Genomic DNA, 18,598 nt, shown 5'->3' with positions numbered 1-18,598 from the left:
TTTGACGCGGAAACACCCGGTCGCGATCCTGTCCCGTCGGCGGCAACATCGTTTCGAAATGTCACCGCGACGGCAGACCGCGCCAAAACAAGAACCCCGTGTTCCGGCAAGGGTGACGGGATCGGGCAGGTCTCCTGGCTTCCGCGTCATCGCCATTGTTTCCGTCTTCCCGGATCAATCCAGTGACGTCATGGAAACGGCTCTGCGGCTACAGTTGCGGGGGCAGCCACGGCCTGAGGCAAGCGCCCTGTCCCGTGTTCCCTTTTCATCCGTTCTTGCGAACGGAACCTGATCCGCGCGCAATCTATGCGGCGCGCATCCGCAGTGTCAACGCAGCCAACCCCGTGATTTGTACGAACAAATCCGGGTATTGCTTTTCGGCCACAGGTTGGGCTTTCACACCAGCACAGGCTGGTCGAACATGTCTTCGGAGCCGAAGAATTTCAGGTAGCGTTCGACTTCCTTCGGGTCGCCGGTCGCCTTTTGCGGATTGTCGGAAAGCTTGACGGCCGGGCGGCCATTGGCATCCGTCACCTTGCAGACGACGGAAATCGGCTTCAGCCCGCCGACGCGGTGCGGCGCGCAGCCGATGAAGTCGTTGGTGAGGTTGGTGCCCCAGCCGAAGCTCATGCGCACACGGCCCTGAAAATGCTTGTAGGCCTCGATGATCGCGTCCACGTCCAGACCGTCGGAAAAGATCAGGATTTTCTCGCGCGGATCGCGGCCCATCTTCTTCCACCAGTCGATGATCTTCTCGCCGCCTTCGATTGGCGGGGCGCTGTCGGGGCGGAAGCCGGTCCAGTCGGCAACCCATTCGGGCGCATTGCGCAAAAACGCCGTGGTGCCATAGGCATCGGGCAGTGCGATCAGCAGGTTGCCGCCGTAAAGCTTGTTCCAGTCCTGCATCACCTTGTAGGGCGCTGCGGCCAGTTGCTCGTCGGTTTCGGCAAGAGCGGCTGCGACCATCGGCAGTTCATGGGCATTGGTGCCGACGGCTTCCAGATCGGTATCCATGGCCAGAAGCACGTTGGAGGTGCCGGTAAAGGCCGGGCCAATGCCTTCCTTCAGCGCTTCCACGCACCAGCGCTGCCACAGGAAGGAATGGCGCCGCCGTGTGCCGAAATCGGAGATTTTCAGGCCGTCGAGAGCCGCCAGCCGCTCGACCTTGGCCCACATCTTGGCCTTGGCACGGGCATAGGTGACATCGACGGTGAACAGCCCGAGATCCTTCAGGGCCGAGCGGGAGCGCAGCTCGTTGATGATGCAAAGTGCTGGAATCTCCCACATCGTGGTTTCCATCCAGCGGCCGTGAAAATCGAGCTGATACTGGCCGTCGCGTTTGGTGAGTTCATATTCCGGCAGGCGGAAATTGGCGAGCCAGGTCAGGAATTCCGGCTCGAAGATCTGCGAACGGCCGTAAAACGAGTTACCGGCCAGCCAGATCATTTCCTTCTTGGTCAACCTGATCTCGCGCGCGTGGTCGAGCTGGTCGCGCAACTCGCCCTCGTCGATCTCGTCGGCTAGGCGCACCGAGGTCGTGCGGTTGATCACCGAGAATGTCGCATTGACGTCCGGATAGAGTTTCCAGATCATCTGCAGCATCAGAAGTTTGTAGAAATCCGTATCCAGCAGGCTGCGGATGATCGGGTCGAGCTTCCAGCTATGGTCGTAGACCCGTGTTGCTATATCGGTCTTCGGCATCGCCGTTCGCTCCTCGGCTTTTCAGGCGCCGTTGCGGCGGAAAAATAGCGCGAAGGGCCGCCATGCCGCCCTTCCGGGCCCATGACTTAGCTGCAAAGACGGCACAAAGTCCAGAGCGGACGCGTCGTTTTGCTCGATGTGAGCTTTACTGAGCCGGCGCGGCCTCGCTCGCGTCCTCGTTGACGGTCTCGCCCGCGGGTTCGCCGCCCTGCGGGGCAAACAGTTCCACCGCGCCCCAAGCCACAAAGGCCAGAACAAGGCCCACTGCCAGAATGATCAGCACCGGTCGGCCACGCTCGGAATGCCGCGCCTCCGTCGGGGTCACGTCAACCTCGGCATCCTCGGGGCGGTGGCCTGTCGTCTTCTTTTCTACCATGTCGTCCTCCCGGATCGCCCTAGCTCGCGCCGGGCGCGCCGAACAGCCAAGAAGCGCCACCCCAGATCAGCACCACGGCAACCATGATGGCGATGATGATCATGATCACGGTCTGCCCGCGATTGAGATGCCGTTTTTCGGTCGGCGGGATGCGGGTGTCGTCCTCATTCTTCTGCGGATAGTCATCCTCACCCGGATATCTGACGGGCCGGCCTTCCTTCGGATCGAAATGCGTCGTCATATCGTCCTCCTTCGCCTCCGCGCGGGGCGGATGCGTTTCCAAAGGGATAAAACGGCAAGGCGCGGGTCTTTGTTCCCGGCAGATCAGTATCCCGCGGTCCGGTCGACCACATGCTGAAGCGGCTCGCCGGCCTCGAAACGGGCGATCTGCCGGGCGACATGGGCAAAAAGCGCCCGGACATCGGTATCGGAGGCAATATGCGGGGTCACCAGCGCACGCTCATGCGACCAGAGCGGGCTTGCCGGCGGCAGCGGCTCGCTGGCGAACACGTCCAGCGACACACCGCCGAGAACACCGCTCTCCAGTGCGGCAACGATATCGGCCTCGACCTGTGAACCGCCACGCCCGGCATTGACGAACACAGGCGCGCCAAGCGGGCCGGACCGGCTGAGTTTTTCAAACAGCGCGCGATTGAAAATGCCGGTGGTTCCCGCTGTCAGCGGCAACAGGCCGACGAGAATATCCGTCCTGTCCAGAAACGCGTCGAGGCCTTCGGCATCGAAACAGTCCACGCCTTCGATCTGCTTTTTGCTGCGCGACCAGCCGATGACATCAAAGCCCATGACCTTCAGCTTGCGGGCAGCGTCCTGCCCCAGTTCGCCAAGCCCCATGATCCCGACCGTGAAGTCTCCTGCTTCGGCGGGCGGCAATTGCTGCCAGTGTGTTTCGGTCTGCTGGCGGGCATAATCGGGCATGCGGCGGGCATGATACAGGCATTGCAGCACCACATATTCGCTCATGCGACGGGTCAGCGACGGATCGACGAAACGCACCAGCGGCGCATCCGGCAGGCCTTCCAGTTCGAGCACGCGGTCGACCCCTGCCCCGCCGGAAAAGAGAATGTCGAGATTGCGGGCGCGTTCGAACAGATCGTCATCCGGGTTCCACAGCACCGCATAGCGGCAGTCGGAAAGATCACGACCCGCATTGTTTCCGTCAGCCAGATCAACCACCGGCCGATCATGGAAATGCTGCCCAAGGGCCTGCACGATGGCAGCGCGGCCGGAGAATTTGAGGTCGATCAGGATGGGAGCTTTGGGCATGCGCGATGTCTTCTTTGTCTTTCAACGGACCGGGGAGAACGGCCAGATACTCACCCCGCTTCCACCGGTTCGATATCGAAGGCGGCGGCGAGCAGCGCCTTTGTATAGTCGGCCTGCGGGTTTTCGAAAACATCTGCCGCCGGGCCGCGCTCGACCACCTCGCCGAAGCGCATGACGATGATCTCGTTGGCGAGCGCGCGGACCACCCTCAGGTCATGCGAAATGAACAGATAGGCGAGATTGTGCTTCTTCTGAAGATCGGCGAGCAGGTCGACCACCTGCGCCTGCACGCTCATGTCGAGTGCCGAGGTCGGCTCGTCGAGCATGACGAAACGGGGTTTCAGCACCATGGCGCGGGCGATTGCGATCCTCTGGCGCTGACCGCCGGAGAATTCGTGCGGGTAGCGCCAGCGGGTGGCGGCATCGAGGCCGACCTCCTCCAGCGTCGCGGCGACGCGGGCATCACGCTCCTTCGGCGACAGACCGCGCTCATGAATTTTCAGGCCCTCGGCAACGATCTCGCCCACCGACATGCGCGGGCTCAGCGAGCCATAGGGGTCCTGAAACACGATCTGCATCGCCTCGCGCAGCGGCTTCATCGCCTGATAGGAATAGGCGTTGATATCCTTGCCGACAAAGGCGATCCGGCCTTCGGACCCGATCATCCGCGTCAGCGCCAGCCCGAGCGTGGTCTTGCCGGAGCCCGATTCGCCGACGACGCCGAGGGTCTCACCGGCGCGCAATTTGAGCGAAATGCCGTTGACCGCCTTCACGTGATCGACCGTCTTGCGCAGCAGGCCGGCCTTGACCGGAAACCAGACCTTGAGGTTATCGGCCTCGACGATGACTTCGCGCGAGGGATCATGCGCCGGCGGCTCGCCCTTCGGTTCAGCGGCCAGCAGGTGCCTGGTATAGGCATGCTGCGGATTGTCGAAAATCTCCGCCACGGGGCCATGTTCGACGATCTTTCCGTCCGTCATCACGCAGACCCGGTCGGCGAATTTGCGCACAATGCCGAGATCATGGGTGATGAACAGCATCGACATGCCATGGTCGCGCTGAAGGCTTTTCAGAAGTTTCAGGATCTGCGCCTGCACGGTCACGTCGAGCGCGGTTGTCGGCTCGTCGGCAATCAGCAGTTTCGGCCGGTTGGCTAGCGCCATGGCGATCATCACGCGCTGGCGCTGGCCGCCGGATAATTCATGCGGGAAGGCGCCGAGCCGCTTTTCCGCCTCGCGAATGCCGACCTCCCGCAACAGTTCAAGCACGCGTTTGCGGGCGTCCGCCCCCGTCATGCCGGCATGGAGCGCCAGCGTTTCACCCACCTGCTTTTCCACCGAATGCAGCGGGTTCAGCGACGTCATCGGCTCCTGGAAAATCTGGGTGATGTCGCCGCCGCGCACCTGCCTCAGCGTCCGGTCGTCGGCTTTGAGAAGATCACGGCCCTCAAACAGGACCGCGCCGCTCGGGTGGCTTGCGGCGGGATACGGCAGAAGCCGCAGGACGGAAGCCGCCGTGGCGGATTTGCCGGAGCCCGATTCCCCCACCAGCGCCACCACCTCGCCGGGCATGATATCGAAGGAAATCCGGTCGACGGCGAGATTGTCGCTCCCGCCCTGACGAAAGGCGACGGAGAGATCGCGGACGGAAAGCAGCGGCGTATCAATCATTGGAACGTCTTCCTCGGGTCGAACGCATCGCGCACCGCCTCGCCGACGAACACCAGCAGCGAAAGCATGATCGAAAGGGTGAAGAAGGCGGTGATGCCGAGCCAGGGCGCCTGCAGATTGCTCTTGCCCTGATTGACCAGTTCGCCAAGCGAGGGCGAACCGGGTGGCATGCCGAAGCCCAGGAAATCGAGCGAGGTCAGTGTCACGATCGCGCCTGACAGAATGAAGGGAATGAAGGTGAGCGTCGCCACCATCGCATTCGGCAGCAGATGGCGGAACATGATGGTGAAATTGCCGACGCCGAGCGCCCGCGCCGCCCGGACATATTCGAAATTGCGCGCGCGCAGGAATTCGGCCCTGACGACAGCAACGAAGCTGACCCATGAGAACACAAGCATGACCCCCAGCAGCACGAAGAAACCGGGCGGCAGGATGGCGGCAATGATCAGCAGAATGTAAAGCGTCGGCAGAGACGACCATATCTCGATGAAACGCTGCATCAGTAGATCGACCCAGCCGCCGAAATAGCCCTGCACCGCACCGGCGGCAACGCCGATGACGGCCGAAAACCCGGTGAGCAACAGGCCGAACAGCACCGATATGCGGAAACCGTAAATCACCCGGGCAAGCACATCGCGGGCAAGGTCGTCCGTTCCGAGCCAATCCATATTGCCGAGATTGCAGCCCGGATCATCCACGCCTTCAGGGTAGCCGGCGCAGCGCTCCTCCTTGCTCATCAGCCAGAAGGGTGGCGTTGGCGCGGAATAAGGCACGTTGGCATTGATGGTGCGGTAGGAATAGCGGATCGGCGGCCAGATCATCCAGCCATTGGCCTCGATCTCTTCCTGAATGAAATCGGAGCGGTAATCCGTGACCGCGAGAAAGCCGCCGAACTTTTCCTCCGGGTAATCGACCGCCACCGGAAACAGGATTTCGCCCTTGTAGGAGGCAATGATCGGTTTGTCGTTGGCGACGAACTCGGCAAACAGGCTGATGATGAATAAAAACAGGAAAAGCCACAGCGACCAGTAGCCGCGCCGGTTGGCCTTGAAGTTCTGCCAGCGTCGCGCATTCATCGGCGAAAGCCAGCCGGTCTTCGGACGCCCTGTCACCTCGGTGGATGTGAGATCGCTCATGTCACACATCCCTCTTTTCAAAATCGATGCGCGGATCGATCCAGGTGTAGATCAAATCGGAGACAAGGCCGATGAAAAGCCCGAGCAGCGAGAAGATATAGAGCGTGGCAAACACCACCGGATAATCCCGATTGACCAGCGACAGATAACCGAGACGGCCGAGACCGTCGAGCGAGAACACGTTTTCGATCAAAAGCGACCCGGTGAAGAAGGCGAGAATGAAGGAACCGGGGAAACCGGCAATCACGATCAGCATGGCATTGCGGAACACATGGCCGTAAAGCACCTTGCGCTCCGCCAGCCCCTTGGCGCGCGCGGTGATCACATATTGCTTGCCGATCTCGTCTATGAAGGAATTCTTGGTCAGAAGCGTCGTGGTGGCGAAGGAGGAGACCGAAAGCGCGATCAGCGGCAGGGTCAGATGCCAGAAATAATCAAGCGGCTTCTGCCACCAGGGAAGCTGTGAAAAGTTGTCGGAGACGAGGCCGCGCAGCGGAAACCAGTCGAAAAACGAGCCGCCGGCAAACAGGATGATCATCAGGATGCCGAGCAGGAAGCCCGGCACGGCAAAGCCGATAACGATGATGCCCGAGGTCCACACATCAAAACGCGACCCGTCCCGCACCGCCTTGCGGATGCCAAGCGGAATGGAAACGCCGTAGGATAACAGCAGCACCCAGATGCCGAGCGAGATCGACACCGGCAGCTTGTCGATGATGAGGTCGATGACGGAGGAATTGCGGAAGAAACTGTCGCCGAAATCAAAGGTCAGATAGTCGCGCATCATCAGCAGGAAGCGCGTCAGCGGCGGTTTGTCGAAACCGAACTGGGCTTCCAGATTGGCAATCAGTTCCGGGTCGAGCCCCTGCGCGCCGCGATAGTCGGACGACGCCCCGCTGTCGAAACTGTCCATTGACATGCCGGCATCCGAACCGCCGGAGATGCGGCTTTCCGCACCGCCGCCCTGGCCGTTCAGCTCGGCAATCACCTGCTCCACCGGGCCGCCCGGCGCAAACTGCACGATGATGAAGGAAATCGTCATGATGCCGATCAGCGTCGGGATCATCAGCAGAAGACGGCGAATGATGTAGGAGCCCATTATGCGACGCTCTCGGTGTTGGCGAACGAAAGCACAGCCTGCCTTGAACAGTCATTTCGGCGTTGCGCCGGTTTTCGGGGCAGCAGGGAAGACGCGTCCAACCTCTCCCCTCGCTCTGGCGTCATCCTCGGGCTTGACCCGAGGATCCAAGCACTTCGCCTTGCGACAAGCGCGAGCGATCGCTCCGGGCCTGTTCGGCCTTCTGGCGCAAAGGTCCGCCGGCACCTCTCGCGGCAAACAGGATTGGATCCTCGGGTCAAGCCCGAGGATGACGCGTTTCGGAGGGAGCGCGCATTTCCGAAAGACCTGATTGCGGGCACAGTGTTCAATCCGGACCCACTTAAACCAGGACTGAACATAACGCACCGGAGCAGGCCCGGCGACGGGCCGCAAGCCTCGGTCCTGGCGCGAACATCGTCAGCAAGCACCCTCATTCAGCCTCCGTCGACCACCAGCCGGCGGGAAAATCCAGTCCGTATTCGGGAAAGCCGGGATGCGTGATCCTGTTCCAGTAGGCGATGCGGTAGTCTCTGGAATAATAGAGCGGAATGATGAAGTCATGGGCCAGCAGCACACGGTCGAGCGCCTTGGTGGCGGCCTCCAGCGTGGCGCGGTCATCGGCGAAAACGATTTTCTGGATCAGCGCATCGACGCCCGGATCGGCAATGCCGGCATAGTTTTCCGAGCCCGGCTGATCGACGGATCGCGAGCCCCAGTAGTTGAACTGTTCGTTGCCCGGGCTGAGCGTCTGCGCCCACAATTCCCAGATCATGTCATAGTCGAAATCATTGACCCGGTTCTGATATTGCGAGGTGTCGACAACGCGGATCGTGGCATCGATGCCGAGCTTGCGCAGGTTTTCGACATAGGGCAGCACCACGACCTGAAGCGATGGATTGTCGAGCAGGATTTCGAATGAGAACGGCTCGCCGGTCTCGGCGTTCACCATCTGGTTGCCGCGGCGCTCGAAACCGGCCTCCTTCAGCAATTGAAACGCCTTTTGCAGATTTGCGCGTGATTCCTCCTCGGTTCCGCCGACCGGTAGTTTGTTGGCGGAGTTGAAGACCTCGGGCGGCACCAGATCGCGCACGGATTCGAGGATTTGCAATTCCTCGCCCTGCGGCAGGCCGGACGAAGCGAGTTCGGTCCCGAACCAGAAACTGTTGTCGCGTGAATAGGCGTCGCTCAACTGGTTCTTGTTGATAGTCTCGAAATCGAAGGCATAGACCAACGCCTCGCGCACGCGCTGATCATCGAAGGGCGCGCGACGGTTGTTGGGCACCAGCGCCTGCATGATCCCGGTCTTGCGCAAGGGGTTGGGCACCGCCTCGCGCTTGACCTTGCCATCCTTGATCGCCGGGAAATTATAGCCCGTCGCCCAGCGCTTGGCCCGTGTTTCCACCCAGAAATCGAAGGTTCCGGCGCGAAACGCCTCGAAGGCAACGTCGAGATCGGAAAAATAGAGATAATTCACGGTTCCGAAATTGTTGCGGCCGACATTGACCGGCAGATCCTTGCCCCAGTAGTCGTCATTGAGGCGATAGGTGATCGACGAGCCGGGATTGACCGTATCGATCACGTAAGGGCCGGAACCGACGATCTTTTCCAGCGTGCTGGCCGAAACATCGCGCGGCGGATCACCCTCAAACCAGTGTTTGGGAAACACCATCAGTTGACCGACGATCTGCGGCAATTCGCGGTTACCGGTCTCGTCGAAATGGAACGTCACTTCCCGCTCGCCGGTCACTTCCGCACTGGTCACGTGGCGGTAGTAATTGGCATAGCGCGCATTGAGTTCCTTCAGGCTGTCGAAGGAAAATACCACGTCTTCCGGCGTCACCGGCTCACCGTCCGAAAATTTCGCTTTCAGGTTAAGGCGGTAGGTCACCGAAGAAATGTCCTCGGGCACCTTGAAGCCATCGGCGAGCAGCCCGTACTGCGCGTCGATCTCGTCTTCTGCGGGCGTCATCAGCGTTTCGAAGACAAGGCCGAGGCCGGAGGCTTTCGCGCCGCCATAGGGGATCGGGTTCAGCGAATCAAACGTGCCGGTGGCGTAAAGCTTCAGTTCGCCGCCCTTGGGCGCATCCGGATTGACATAGCTGAAATGGGAAAAGTCTCGCGGGTATTCCGGCGTTCCGGTCAGCGCGGAGGCATACTGCCATTCACTGGCTTCGCTGTCCTGCGCGTATGCCGCCGGTGCCAGGCCCAAGGCCCCTGCGGCGACAACCCAAGCAGCGGCCGAGATTGTTTTCCACATGGTTTTTGCCATCTCCGTTGTTGCTTTTCTCGTGTTCGCAACAAGAATAAGCAAATATCGACCCGGGTGTACAAGTGCCGTTTTTGTGAGGCGGGAGTGCGGCATGCCTGCCGATCGGCACGAATAAGTGATAACGCGCTGCCTTGAAGGAGAGTGCGATGCAATGGTTCAGGGCCTTTTCGGCCATCGCGACGCTTCTGGCAATGACGCTTGTGGCAGCAGCGCAGGATTTTCCACAATCGGCAAAAATCCTGTTTGCATCCGAAACGGCGCCAAGCGCGGGATCGCCAAAATCCTTCGGCTTCTACAATAATGGCTGCATTGCCGGCGCCGAAGCGCTGCCGATCGACGGGCCGAACTGGCAGGCGATGCGGCTTTCGCGCAACCGTCGTTTCGGCCATCCCGATACCATCGCGCTGATCAAGCGGCTGGCAAGCGATGCCGCGCAATATGACGGCTGGCCGGGCCTTCTGGTCGGCGACATCTCGCAGCCGCGCGGCGGACCGATGCTCTCGGGCCACGCTTCCCACCAGGTCGGCCTCGATGCCGATATCTGGCTGAACCCGATGCCCGACCGGCGGCTGAGCTTGCGCGAACGCGAGGATATTTCCGCCGTTTCGATGCTGAAGAACGACGGCACGCTGTTTGTCGATCCCGAAAAATTCACCCCCGCCCATGAACGCCTGATCATGCGCGCGGCAAGCTATCCGGAAGTCCAGCGCATCTTCGTTCATCCGGGCATCAAGAAGGCGATCTGCGAAGACTGGAAGGGCGACCGTTCCAACCTCGCCAAGGTCCGCCCCTATTACGGCCATCACTATCATTTTCATATCCGCCTGTTCTGCCGCCCCGGCTCACCGGGCTGCAAGGCGCAAAATGCCGTCGACATGAAGGATGATGGCTGCGGCGACCATCTGGCATGGTGGCTTTCCGACGAGCCCTGGGCGCCGGTAGAGCCTGCCCCGCCGCCCAAAAAGCCGGAAAAACCGGCGCCAAAGCCGACGCGCCCGTCCTACAAGACGCTGGCCGACCTGCCAGCTGCCTGCACGGGGGTGCTCGGCGCACCGGCCCCGTCACCTCTGCCGACGGCGGCACTGACACCGACGATCCCGCTGCCGCCGCTGGCCCCCTGGCCGGAAGTCGGACCGGTTCCCCAGCCGCGCCCGCAGGGGTGAACGGCCGGAGCCTGCGGCAAAAGGCCGGACATGTTTGACCCGGTTATCGCTTTCAAAGCGCTTTGGGTTGATGTATCAGGAAGACGCCGTTCGGCCGGCTTGCGACCGTCCTCAAGACGGGCGCGCACGGGCGCGGCAAACGGCGCGTTTTCTAGAATTGACCGATGACCTTGCAAAATCGCCGGAGCGGATGCAGAGATTGCGTCACCGACCAGACCATTCAAAACGCCCGGGACAGGGCAGACTTCGGAAACACCATGGCCAGAACCACCACTGCGGATCCTCTTTCCTTTCCCATCCTGATCGGCGATATCGGCGGCACCAATGCGCGTTTCTCGCTGCTTGTTGACCCCTATGCCGAGCCGCGTGAATTTCCGATCGTGCACACGGCCGATTTTCCGACCGTCGATGCCGCCATTCAGGCGGGCGTCATGGACAAGACCTCGCTGCAGCCGCGCAGCGCCATTCTGGCCGTCGCCGGTCCCATTCGCGGCGATGAAATTCCGCTGACCAATTGCGACTGGGTGATCAAGCCGAAGGATATGATCAGTTCGCTCGGGCTAGAGGATGTGGTGATCATCAACGATTTCGAAGCGCAGGCGCTGGCAATCGCCAATATGCCCGACGAATTTCGCGAGCCGATCGCCCCGCGTCCCGACACCATGATCGCCTCGCGCGTCGTGCTCGGCCCGGGAACGGGGCTCGGCGTTGCCGGTCTGGTGCATGCCGAAGAGCGCTGGATCCCGGTGCCCGGCGAAGGCGGCCATGTCGATGTCGGCCCGCGCACCGACCGCGATTATCAGGTTTTCCCGCACATCAAGACCATTGAAGGCCGGGTCGCGGCCGAGCAAATCCTCTGCGGACGCGGCATGGTCAACCTCTATAATGCCATCTGTGCCGCCGACGGGATCGAGGCAAAACCCTACGAGCCCAAGGATGTCAGTCATTCCGGCCTCGACGGTTCCGATCCGCAGGCAGTCGAGACGCTCTCGCTGTTTTCGACCTATCTCGGCCGCATTGCCGGCGACATGGCGATGGTGTTCATGGCCCGCGGCGGCGTTTATCTGGCCGGCGGCATTTCGCAGAAAATCCTGCCTGCGCTGAAAAAACCCGAATTCCGCGCAGCCTTCGAGGACAAGGCCCCGCACAACGCGCTGCTGCAGTCGATCCCGACCTATGTCGTCACCCACCCGCTGGCAGCCCTTGCCGGCCTTGCCACCTATGCCCGCACACCGCTGCGTTTCGGTCTGGCGCTGGATGGTCGCCGCTGGCAGGGGTGAACGCCCGGCACGTTTGCCTCCGCATCCAAGAGGGTGAAACGCGGCAGATTGCGCATGTTTGGTGTGCCTGGCATGGGTTCCGGCGGTGGGGTTTTTCCGGCCGCCGCTCACCAGCCTTGAGCCGGGCGCGACGGCTCACAGACAGCATTTCCCGCCCATTGGCGGCACTGCGCCGCGCTTTTTTTCGTTTTTCCGCACGAAGCTCTTGCGCATGCGGGGATTGCATCCATATATTTGAGTGACTACTCAATCATTAATCGGATACACCATGGCCCGCCCCGCCAGTGAAGAAAAACGGATCGCCATCCTGGATGCAGCAACGGAGCTCATCGCAACTGCGGGCACCGGCACATCGACCGCCAAGATTGCCAGAAAGGCCGGCGTGGCCGAAGGTACGATCTTCACCTATTTTGCAACCAAGGAAGCGCTGTTCGGCGCCGTGCTTCTTGCGATCGAGAACGAACTTGCCGCAGCTGTGCTTGCCGGCCCTCTGCCCGGTGACGGCGGCCGCGAGGACATGCAGTATTTCTGGAACAGGCTGATCGACTGGGGTGCGGTCAATCCCGAAAAATGGCGGACCCTCAGGCGGCTCAAATTATCCAGTCTGGTGTCGGACAGCGCCCGCGAGGAAGGCGAGCGGCTGTTTGAACAGGCCGCCGGCGTGCTCAAGCGCGCGCTTGCGCAACAGGCCGGAGAAGGCGCCAGCCTGCGTTATGCCGGCCTGATCATGACGGCGATTGCCGAGGCGACCTTCGATTCGATTGCATACGATCCCGACCAGAGCACGCGCCTGAAACAACGCGGGTTCGCCGTTTTCTGGGCCGGCATGGCCGGGCTCGCCACCACCGGATAGATGCAAAGGCCAGCGACAATGCCCCGCCACATGCCACGACGAATTTCCGCAATAAACGTCCTGTAGCGACCCACCCCAACGCAAACCCTTCAGGATGACCACCCCGCAAACAAACCGGACCATCCGAAAATATCAGAGATAATTTGAGTGCCTGCTCACTCATTAACAAGGAGAATGACAATGTCCAAAGTCTGGCTCATTACCGGAAGCGCCCGCGGTCTCGGCCTGCACATCGCCCGCGCCGTTCTCGAGGCAGGCGACCGTCTGATCGCAACAGCCCGCAGGCCGGAACATCTCGAGCCGCTTGTGCAAGAATTCGGCAACCGGATTGCCTCCTTCGCGCTGGATGTCGCCGATCCGAAAGCGGCCCAGGCCGCCGTCGATTTCGCCGTCGACACTTTCGGCCGGCTCGATGTGCTGGTCAACAATGCCGGTTTCGGTCATTTCGCGCCTTTCGAACAAAGCGATCCCGATCATTTCCGCGCACAGGTCGACACCAACTTCTTCGGCGTGGTCAACATGACCCGTGCAGTGCTTCCGGTGATGCGGCGCCAGCATTCCGGCCACATCATCAACATCTCCTCGGTCGGCGGGCGCATGACGGGCCCCGGCATGGCGGCCTACCAGTCCTCGAAATGGGCCGTCAGCGGCTTTTCCGAAATCATTGCAAAGGAAACCCGCCATCTCGGCATCAAGACGGTTTCGATCGAGCCCGGCGGCATGCGCACCGAGTGGGGACAGATCGCCCGCGGCGATGCGCCTGCTCTGACGGAGGATTACCAGGCTTCGCTGGGGGCCATGCAGGCCGCGCTCGAGCAGGTGGTCGGCAACGAGATCGGCAATCCCGACAGGGTCGCCGCGGTCATCCTCGACCTCGTCTATGGCGGCGACGTGCCCGAACACCTTGTTCTGGGCAGTGACGCCGTGGAACTTCTGAAGAAGGCGGAAGAAAACCGCCGCAGGGAAGCCGATGCGTGGGAAAGCGTCAGCCGCTCCACCGACTATGAGGACGCCGACCTTTCTTTTCTCCGGAATCTCTAGCGTGGATCTGCGCCGGACCCGCTACGCCAAGATCGACCTTTTCTTCCGCAGGCGCTTCCAATAAGGTCTCACTGCTTTCGCCACGCGTTCAGCGCGGCGAAAACCAGATCTGAAGCAATACCAGGAAGAAGCATGACCAGTCCGGCAATGAAACTCGTCGTCGTGGGTGCCAGCGGACGGATGGGACAGACCCTTATCCGCGTGATCAGCGAAACCGAAGGCGCGGTCCTTCACGCCGCCATCGACCGCCCGGAAAGCGCAGCACTCGGCAAGGATGCCGGCGAACTTGCCGGCGTCGGCACGCTCGGCGTGGCAATCACCGACGATCCCCTGAAGGCGTTCGTCGATGCCGACGGCGTGCTCGATTTCACCGCGCCGGCCGCATCCGTAGACTATGCCGGTCTTGCCGCGCAGGCACGCATCGTCCACGTGATCGGCACGACCGGTTTTTCCGAAGACGACGAGACCCAGATCAAGGCGGCCGCCCGCCACGCCCGTATTATCAAGTCCGGAAATATGTCACTGGGCGTCAATCTGCTTGGCGAACTGGTCAAGCAGGCCGCCGCCGCACTTTCGGCGAAGGGCTGGGATATCGAGGTTCTCGAGATGCACCACCGCCACAAGGTCGATGCACCTTCCGGCACGGCCCTTCTTCTGGGCGAGGCAGCGGCTGAAGGCCGCGGCATCGCGCTGAAGGACAATGCCGTGAAGGTTCGCGACGGGCATACCGGCCCGCGCGAGGAAGGCACGATCGGCTTTGCCACGCTGCGCGGCGGATCGGTGGTCGGGGAACATTCCGTTCTCCTGGCCGGCGAGGGCGAGACCGTCAGCCTCTCCCACAAGGCGACCGATCGTTCGATCTTTGCCCGCGGTGCGGTTCAGGCCGCCCTTTGGGGCAGGGGCGAAAAACCCGGACTTTATTCCATGCTCGACGTGCTCGGGCTTGCCAAAACACACTAACAGAGACTTTTTGAAGGAAGACAGACATGAGCGGAACACTGGTTCTCGTGCGCCACGGCCAAAGCGAATGGAACCTGAAGAACCTCTTCACCGGCTGGAAGGACCCTGACCTGACCGAACTCGGCGTCAAGGAAGCCACCGCCGGCGGCAAGGCGCTTGCCGAGGCGGGCATGAAGTTCGATATCGCTTTCACCTCGGCGCTGACGCGCGCCCAGCATACCTGCCAGATCATTCTCGATGAAATCGGCCAGAGCGATCTCGAAACCATTCGCGATCAGGCGATCAACGAGCGCGATTACGGCGATCTCGCCGGCCTGAACAAGGATGATGCACGCGAAAAATGGGGCGAGGAACAGGTTCACATCTGGCGTCGTTCCTATGACGTGCCCCCGCCCGGCGGCGAAAGCCTGAAGGATACCGGCGCGCGCGTGTGGCCCTATTACATGCAGGAAATCCTGCCGCGTGTTCTCAGGGGCGAGAAGGTGCTGGTCGCCGCCCACGGCAATTCGCTGCGCGCGCTGGTGATGGTGCTCGACCGCATGAGCCAGGAGGAGATCCTGAAGCTCAACCTCGCCACCGGCGTACCGATCGTCTACACGCTGAAAGCCGACTCCACCGTCGCCACCAAGGAAATCCTCGGCGACATGTCCGGCGCGCATTAAGCCGGCAACGATCGATTTTGACAGGAAATCGGGGCGGTCTTCGGATCGCCCTTTTTCTTTCTGAGAGAGCTTCCATGGTCCGTCATACCGGCCTTGAGCCGGTATCCAGGGCCGTTTGGAGAAGCATTGCTGCGAAGTACGCCTGCAGGGCATGCGCCGTGGCGCCCTGGACCCCGGATCAGGTCCGGGGTGACGAGAGAGGGAACGCAACGCCATGGTCACTTACGGGTTTTGTCAACAAACTGCGGGCGGTCTTCGGATCGCCCTTTTTGTTTTTCATTTCCTATTTTACGGTTACGCATGGATGTCTACCGAAGAAGGCAACCACAACCTTGCAAAAAAACGCAATCATTCTCCTCCCTGCAACCGCTGCACTGATTTTGGTGGGCTTCATCCAGCCACTTGACCAAAAGGGGTTCGTTGACCTGATGTTTATTGGCAGGGTCGTGTATCTTCTCGACTGGTCTGCGCCCATCTTGCCGGCAGCAATGGTTCTGCTGAGGTTTGCACGGCCACGCCCCGCTTCACCGGCGCTGGTGTGGCCTATAGCAATTATCGTTTTTCTGATCGGCCTGTCTCTGACGTTTTTTAGCAGCGCTTTCGCGTCGAACCTTTCCTTGCCGCTAATGGTTACACAAGGAAGTGTTCTGTCACTCGCAGTCGCATCAGGCATACTGAGTCTGGCAATCGGGCATAGCAATTCCAACACAGCACGATTGGCCATGTCGGGGATGGTTCTGTCAGCTGTTGCGGCCATCTGGTCTTTGCTGTCCGTTCCGGCTGCCGTCTTTCAGGCCAACCAGACTGCTGCGAGTCATCCCTTTTGCATTGCGCATCACGGGTCATCTGCGGACGTCGACTCGCTATGGGACTTACGCGGATTTTCTTTCTATACGACAGCTACAGGATACAAATCGACATCCACCTGGTACTTCCACGGCATTCTGATTGTGGAAGGCAATGACGGGCTTCAGTATTTTAATTGGTCACCTCGCCACTTTCGTTTTGACCGCATCGATCACCCTGAACGGTATATAGCATCATTGAACAATCTCTGTGTGCCAACGTCCGCATTCTGGAAAGGGCTCTGAGACCGCGTAAAAAGGAGAAGGAGACCTTTTCAAGGATAATCATGCCTTTGAAGGAACCTGCTGCCCACCCACGGCATTCATTGCTTTGAAGGTTCGATCCGCTTGCAAAGCCTCGCGAATCCCGTCACGTTCGACTTCACACACAAGGTTTTGTGCAAGGAAACCGGTTTGCGATACGCCATTTACTTCACGCCCCCCGCAGACGATCCATTGACGATCGCCGCCAGCCGCTGGCTTGGCTATGACGCCTTTTCGGGCGAGGAACGGTCTTTTCCCGAAAATATCGCTCTGCCCGCCGGCCGCATGAGCGCGGTCACGGCCGCTGCCGCGCGCTACGGCTTTCACGCCACCATGAAGGCCCCGTTCCGGCTGGCCGAAAATATCTCGCCCTCCGCGCTCGAAGCGACCTTCGATGTGTTCTGCCGCAACCGGAAACCGTTTTCCATCCCCGAAATCACACTCGGCAAGCTCGGCAAGTTCTACGCTCTCATTCCCGCCGCCGAATACGACGTGCTGCAGGCCTTCGCCGCCGATGTGGTGGAGCATTTCGAACCGATGCGCGCGCCGCTGCTCAATGACGAGATCGCGCGCCGCAAGCCCGAAACGCTGACCGAGACCCAGCGCGAAAACATGATCCGCTGGGGCTATCCTTACGTCTTCGACGAATTCCGCTTTCACATGACGCTGACAGGCCCCGTGACCGGTACCGATGCCCATGTCATCGAAACGGAAGTAACCGATTATTTTGCGCCGTTTATCGGCAAACCGCTGGAGATCGGCGGCCTTGGCCTGTTTGTCGAGGAGCGGCGCGGCGCGCCCTTCACGATCCGGCGCTGGCAGCCGCTTTCCGGCCAGGACGACCCCGAGACATGAGCGCAGAGACCGTTTTCACCAATGCCCGGATCGTGCTCGAGGATGCGATCATCGAAGGCACGCTGGTTATCCGCGATGGCAGGATTGCGGAAATATCCGAGGGAAATGCCGGCACCGGCGAGGATTTCGGCGGCGACCTGCTGATCCCCGGCCTCGTCGAGCTTCATACCGACCATCTGGAAGGCCATTATGCACCACGCCCCGGCGTGCGCTGGAACAAGACGGCGGCAATCCAGGCCCATGACGCGCAGGTCGCCGCCTCCGGCATCACCACCGTGTTCGACTGTCTGCGCATGGGCGCCGACGACACCGACGGCTTCGAGGCCGGCGAGATGCGGGCCATGGCAGACGCGATCATCAACGCCGAAAAGGAAGAGCGGCTGAGGGCGCAACATTTCCTGCACCTGCGTTGCGAGGTTTCCGCAGCCAATGTCATGGACCATTTTGCCGCCTTCGAGGATGACCCGCATGTGCGGCTCGCCTCGCTGATGGACCACGCGCCGGGCCAGCGCCAGTTTGCCGACCTTCAGCAATACCGGCGCTATTACAAGCCGAAACACGCGCTGGACGACGATGCTTTCGAGCGCTTTATCGCACGCCGGCAGGCCGCCTCTGCCACCTATGCCGAAAAGCACCGGCAGATGATTTCAGACCATTGCGCCGCCCGCGGCATTGCCGTTGCCAGCCATGACGACGCGGTTCTGGCGCATGTGGAGGAGGCGCTTGGCCACGGCGTGCGGATCGCGGAATTTCCCACCAGTTTCGAGGCGGCGAAGGCCTCCCATGCGGCGGGCCTATCGGTGCTGATGGGCGCGCCCAATGTGGTGCGCGGCAAATCGCATTCTGGCAATATCGCCGCCCGCGATCTGGCCGCCGCCGGTGTGCTCGACGTGCTGTCGTCGGATTATGTGCCGTTCAGCCTGCTTCATGCGCCCTTTATTCTGGCCGATGACGAAACGATCGGCATTTCGCTGCCGCAGGCGCTGTCCATGGTGACGGCAACGCCCGCGCGCGCCGCCGGTCTTGATGATCGCGGGCGGATCGCCCCGGGGCTGCGCGCCGATCTCGTGCGTGTCAGGCGCACCGATGACGTGCCGGTCGTGGGCGCCGTCTTCCGGGCGGGAAAGCGGGTGGCCTGAG

General features: G+C 61.1%; 17 protein-coding genes and 1 riboswitch. Of the genes, 9 read left to right on the top strand and 8 right to left on the bottom strand.

Features of this window, described 5'->3' with window-relative positions:
* Positions 1-107: 107 nt before the first annotated feature.
* Positions 108-307, bottom strand: a riboswitch (cobalamin riboswitch).
* 89 nt (positions 308-396) lie between these two features.
* From pncB to ABID12_RS01780, 8 genes are all read right to left on the bottom strand, one after another.
* Positions 397-1,701: a nicotinate phosphoribosyltransferase gene (gene pncB, locus ABID12_RS01815; RefSeq protein WP_106307292.1), complete on the bottom strand. Its 1,305-nt coding sequence runs from the start codon at positions 1,699-1,701 to the stop codon at positions 397-399.
* Positions 1,702-1,846: 145 nt separating this feature from the next.
* The gene (locus ABID12_RS01810; protein ID WP_354432861.1) at positions 1,847-2,077 is read right to left on the bottom strand and encodes a hypothetical protein; all 231 of its coding nucleotides are present in this window, start codon (positions 2,075-2,077) and stop codon (positions 1,847-1,849) included.
* Between the two features lie 19 nt (positions 2,078-2,096).
* Complete coding sequence (locus ABID12_RS01805; RefSeq protein WP_319518160.1) at positions 2,097-2,318, bottom strand: hypothetical protein; 222 nt, start codon at positions 2,316-2,318, stop codon at positions 2,097-2,099.
* Between the two features lie 83 nt (positions 2,319-2,401).
* Positions 2,402-3,361 carry a 2-hydroxyacid dehydrogenase gene (locus ABID12_RS01800; RefSeq protein ID WP_354432860.1) on the bottom strand — a complete coding sequence of 320 codons (960 nt, stop codon included), beginning with the start codon at positions 3,359-3,361 and terminating at the stop codon, positions 2,402-2,404.
* Positions 3,362-3,411: 50 nt separating this feature from the next.
* Positions 3,412-5,031 (bottom strand): ABC transporter ATP-binding protein, encoded by a 1,620-nt coding sequence (locus ABID12_RS01795; protein WP_354432859.1) that lies wholly within the window; start codon positions 5,029-5,031, stop codon positions 3,412-3,414.
* On the bottom strand, positions 5,028-6,167 hold the full coding sequence (locus ABID12_RS01790) for an ABC transporter permease (RefSeq protein WP_354432858.1): 1,140 nt from the start codon (positions 6,165-6,167) through the stop codon (positions 5,028-5,030). Before ABID12_RS01790 ends, ABID12_RS01795 begins: the two co-directional genes overlap by 4 nt.
* 1 nt (position 6,168) lies before the next feature.
* Positions 6,169-7,266 (bottom strand): microcin C ABC transporter permease YejB, encoded by a 1,098-nt coding sequence (locus tag ABID12_RS01785; protein WP_106307275.1) that lies wholly within the window; start codon positions 7,264-7,266, stop codon positions 6,169-6,171.
* 430 nt (positions 7,267-7,696) lie between these two features.
* The gene (locus ABID12_RS01780) at positions 7,697-9,523 is read right to left on the bottom strand and encodes an extracellular solute-binding protein (protein WP_354432857.1); all 1,827 of its coding nucleotides are present in this window, start codon (positions 9,521-9,523) and stop codon (positions 7,697-7,699) included.
* A 158-nt stretch (positions 9,524-9,681) separates the two neighbouring features.
* On the opposite strand from ABID12_RS01780, the gene mepA reads away from it, so the two are divergent.
* The 9 genes from mepA (at position 9,682) to ABID12_RS01735 (ending at position 18,597) form a co-directional block, all read left to right on the top strand.
* Complete coding sequence (gene mepA, locus ABID12_RS01775) at positions 9,682-10,698, top strand: penicillin-insensitive murein endopeptidase (protein ID WP_354432856.1); 1,017 nt, start codon at positions 9,682-9,684, stop codon at positions 10,696-10,698.
* A gap of 257 nt (positions 10,699-10,955) precedes the next feature.
* The gene (locus tag ABID12_RS01770; protein ID WP_354432855.1) at positions 10,956-11,978 is read left to right on the top strand and encodes a glucokinase; all 1,023 of its coding nucleotides are present in this window, start codon (positions 10,956-10,958) and stop codon (positions 11,976-11,978) included.
* Between the two features lie 268 nt (positions 11,979-12,246).
* On the top strand, positions 12,247-12,831 hold the full coding sequence (locus ABID12_RS01765) for a TetR/AcrR family transcriptional regulator (RefSeq protein ID WP_106307263.1): 585 nt from the start codon (positions 12,247-12,249) through the stop codon (positions 12,829-12,831).
* A gap of 180 nt (positions 12,832-13,011) precedes the next feature.
* Positions 13,012-13,872, top strand: coding sequence for an SDR family NAD(P)-dependent oxidoreductase (locus tag ABID12_RS01760; RefSeq protein ID WP_354432854.1), 861 nt, complete (start codon positions 13,012-13,014; stop codon positions 13,870-13,872).
* Between the two features lie 132 nt (positions 13,873-14,004).
* The gene (dapB, locus tag ABID12_RS01755) at positions 14,005-14,832 is read left to right on the top strand and encodes a 4-hydroxy-tetrahydrodipicolinate reductase (RefSeq protein WP_354432853.1); all 828 of its coding nucleotides are present in this window, start codon (positions 14,005-14,007) and stop codon (positions 14,830-14,832) included.
* A 26-nt stretch (positions 14,833-14,858) separates the two neighbouring features.
* A complete protein-coding gene (locus tag ABID12_RS01750; RefSeq protein WP_106307254.1) occupies positions 14,859-15,494 on the top strand; it encodes a 2,3-bisphosphoglycerate-dependent phosphoglycerate mutase in 636 nt (211 codons plus the stop codon).
* Positions 15,495-15,568: 74 nt separating this feature from the next.
* On the top strand, positions 15,569-16,585 hold the full coding sequence (locus ABID12_RS01745; RefSeq protein WP_354432852.1) for a hypothetical protein: 1,017 nt from the start codon (positions 15,569-15,571) through the stop codon (positions 16,583-16,585).
* 168 nt (positions 16,586-16,753) lie between these two features.
* Positions 16,754-17,458 carry a DUF1045 domain-containing protein gene (locus ABID12_RS01740; RefSeq protein WP_354432851.1) on the top strand — a complete coding sequence of 235 codons (705 nt, stop codon included), beginning with the start codon at positions 16,754-16,756 and terminating at the stop codon, positions 17,456-17,458.
* Positions 17,455-18,597 (top strand): alpha-D-ribose 1-methylphosphonate 5-triphosphate diphosphatase, encoded by a 1,143-nt coding sequence (locus tag ABID12_RS01735; protein WP_354432850.1) that lies wholly within the window; start codon positions 17,455-17,457, stop codon positions 18,595-18,597. The genes ABID12_RS01740 and ABID12_RS01735 overlap by 4 nt, the downstream gene beginning before the upstream one ends.
* The last annotated feature ends 1 nt before the right edge of the window (position 18,598 follow it).

The organism is Martelella mangrovi (assembly GCF_040545495.1).
In the GTDB taxonomy this organism is placed as follows: domain Bacteria; phylum Pseudomonadota; class Alphaproteobacteria; order Rhizobiales; family Rhizobiaceae; genus Martelella; species Martelella mangrovi.
The sequence above is the reverse complement of the archived record's forward strand: the minus strand, read 5'-3'. Positions and strand labels throughout refer to the sequence as shown.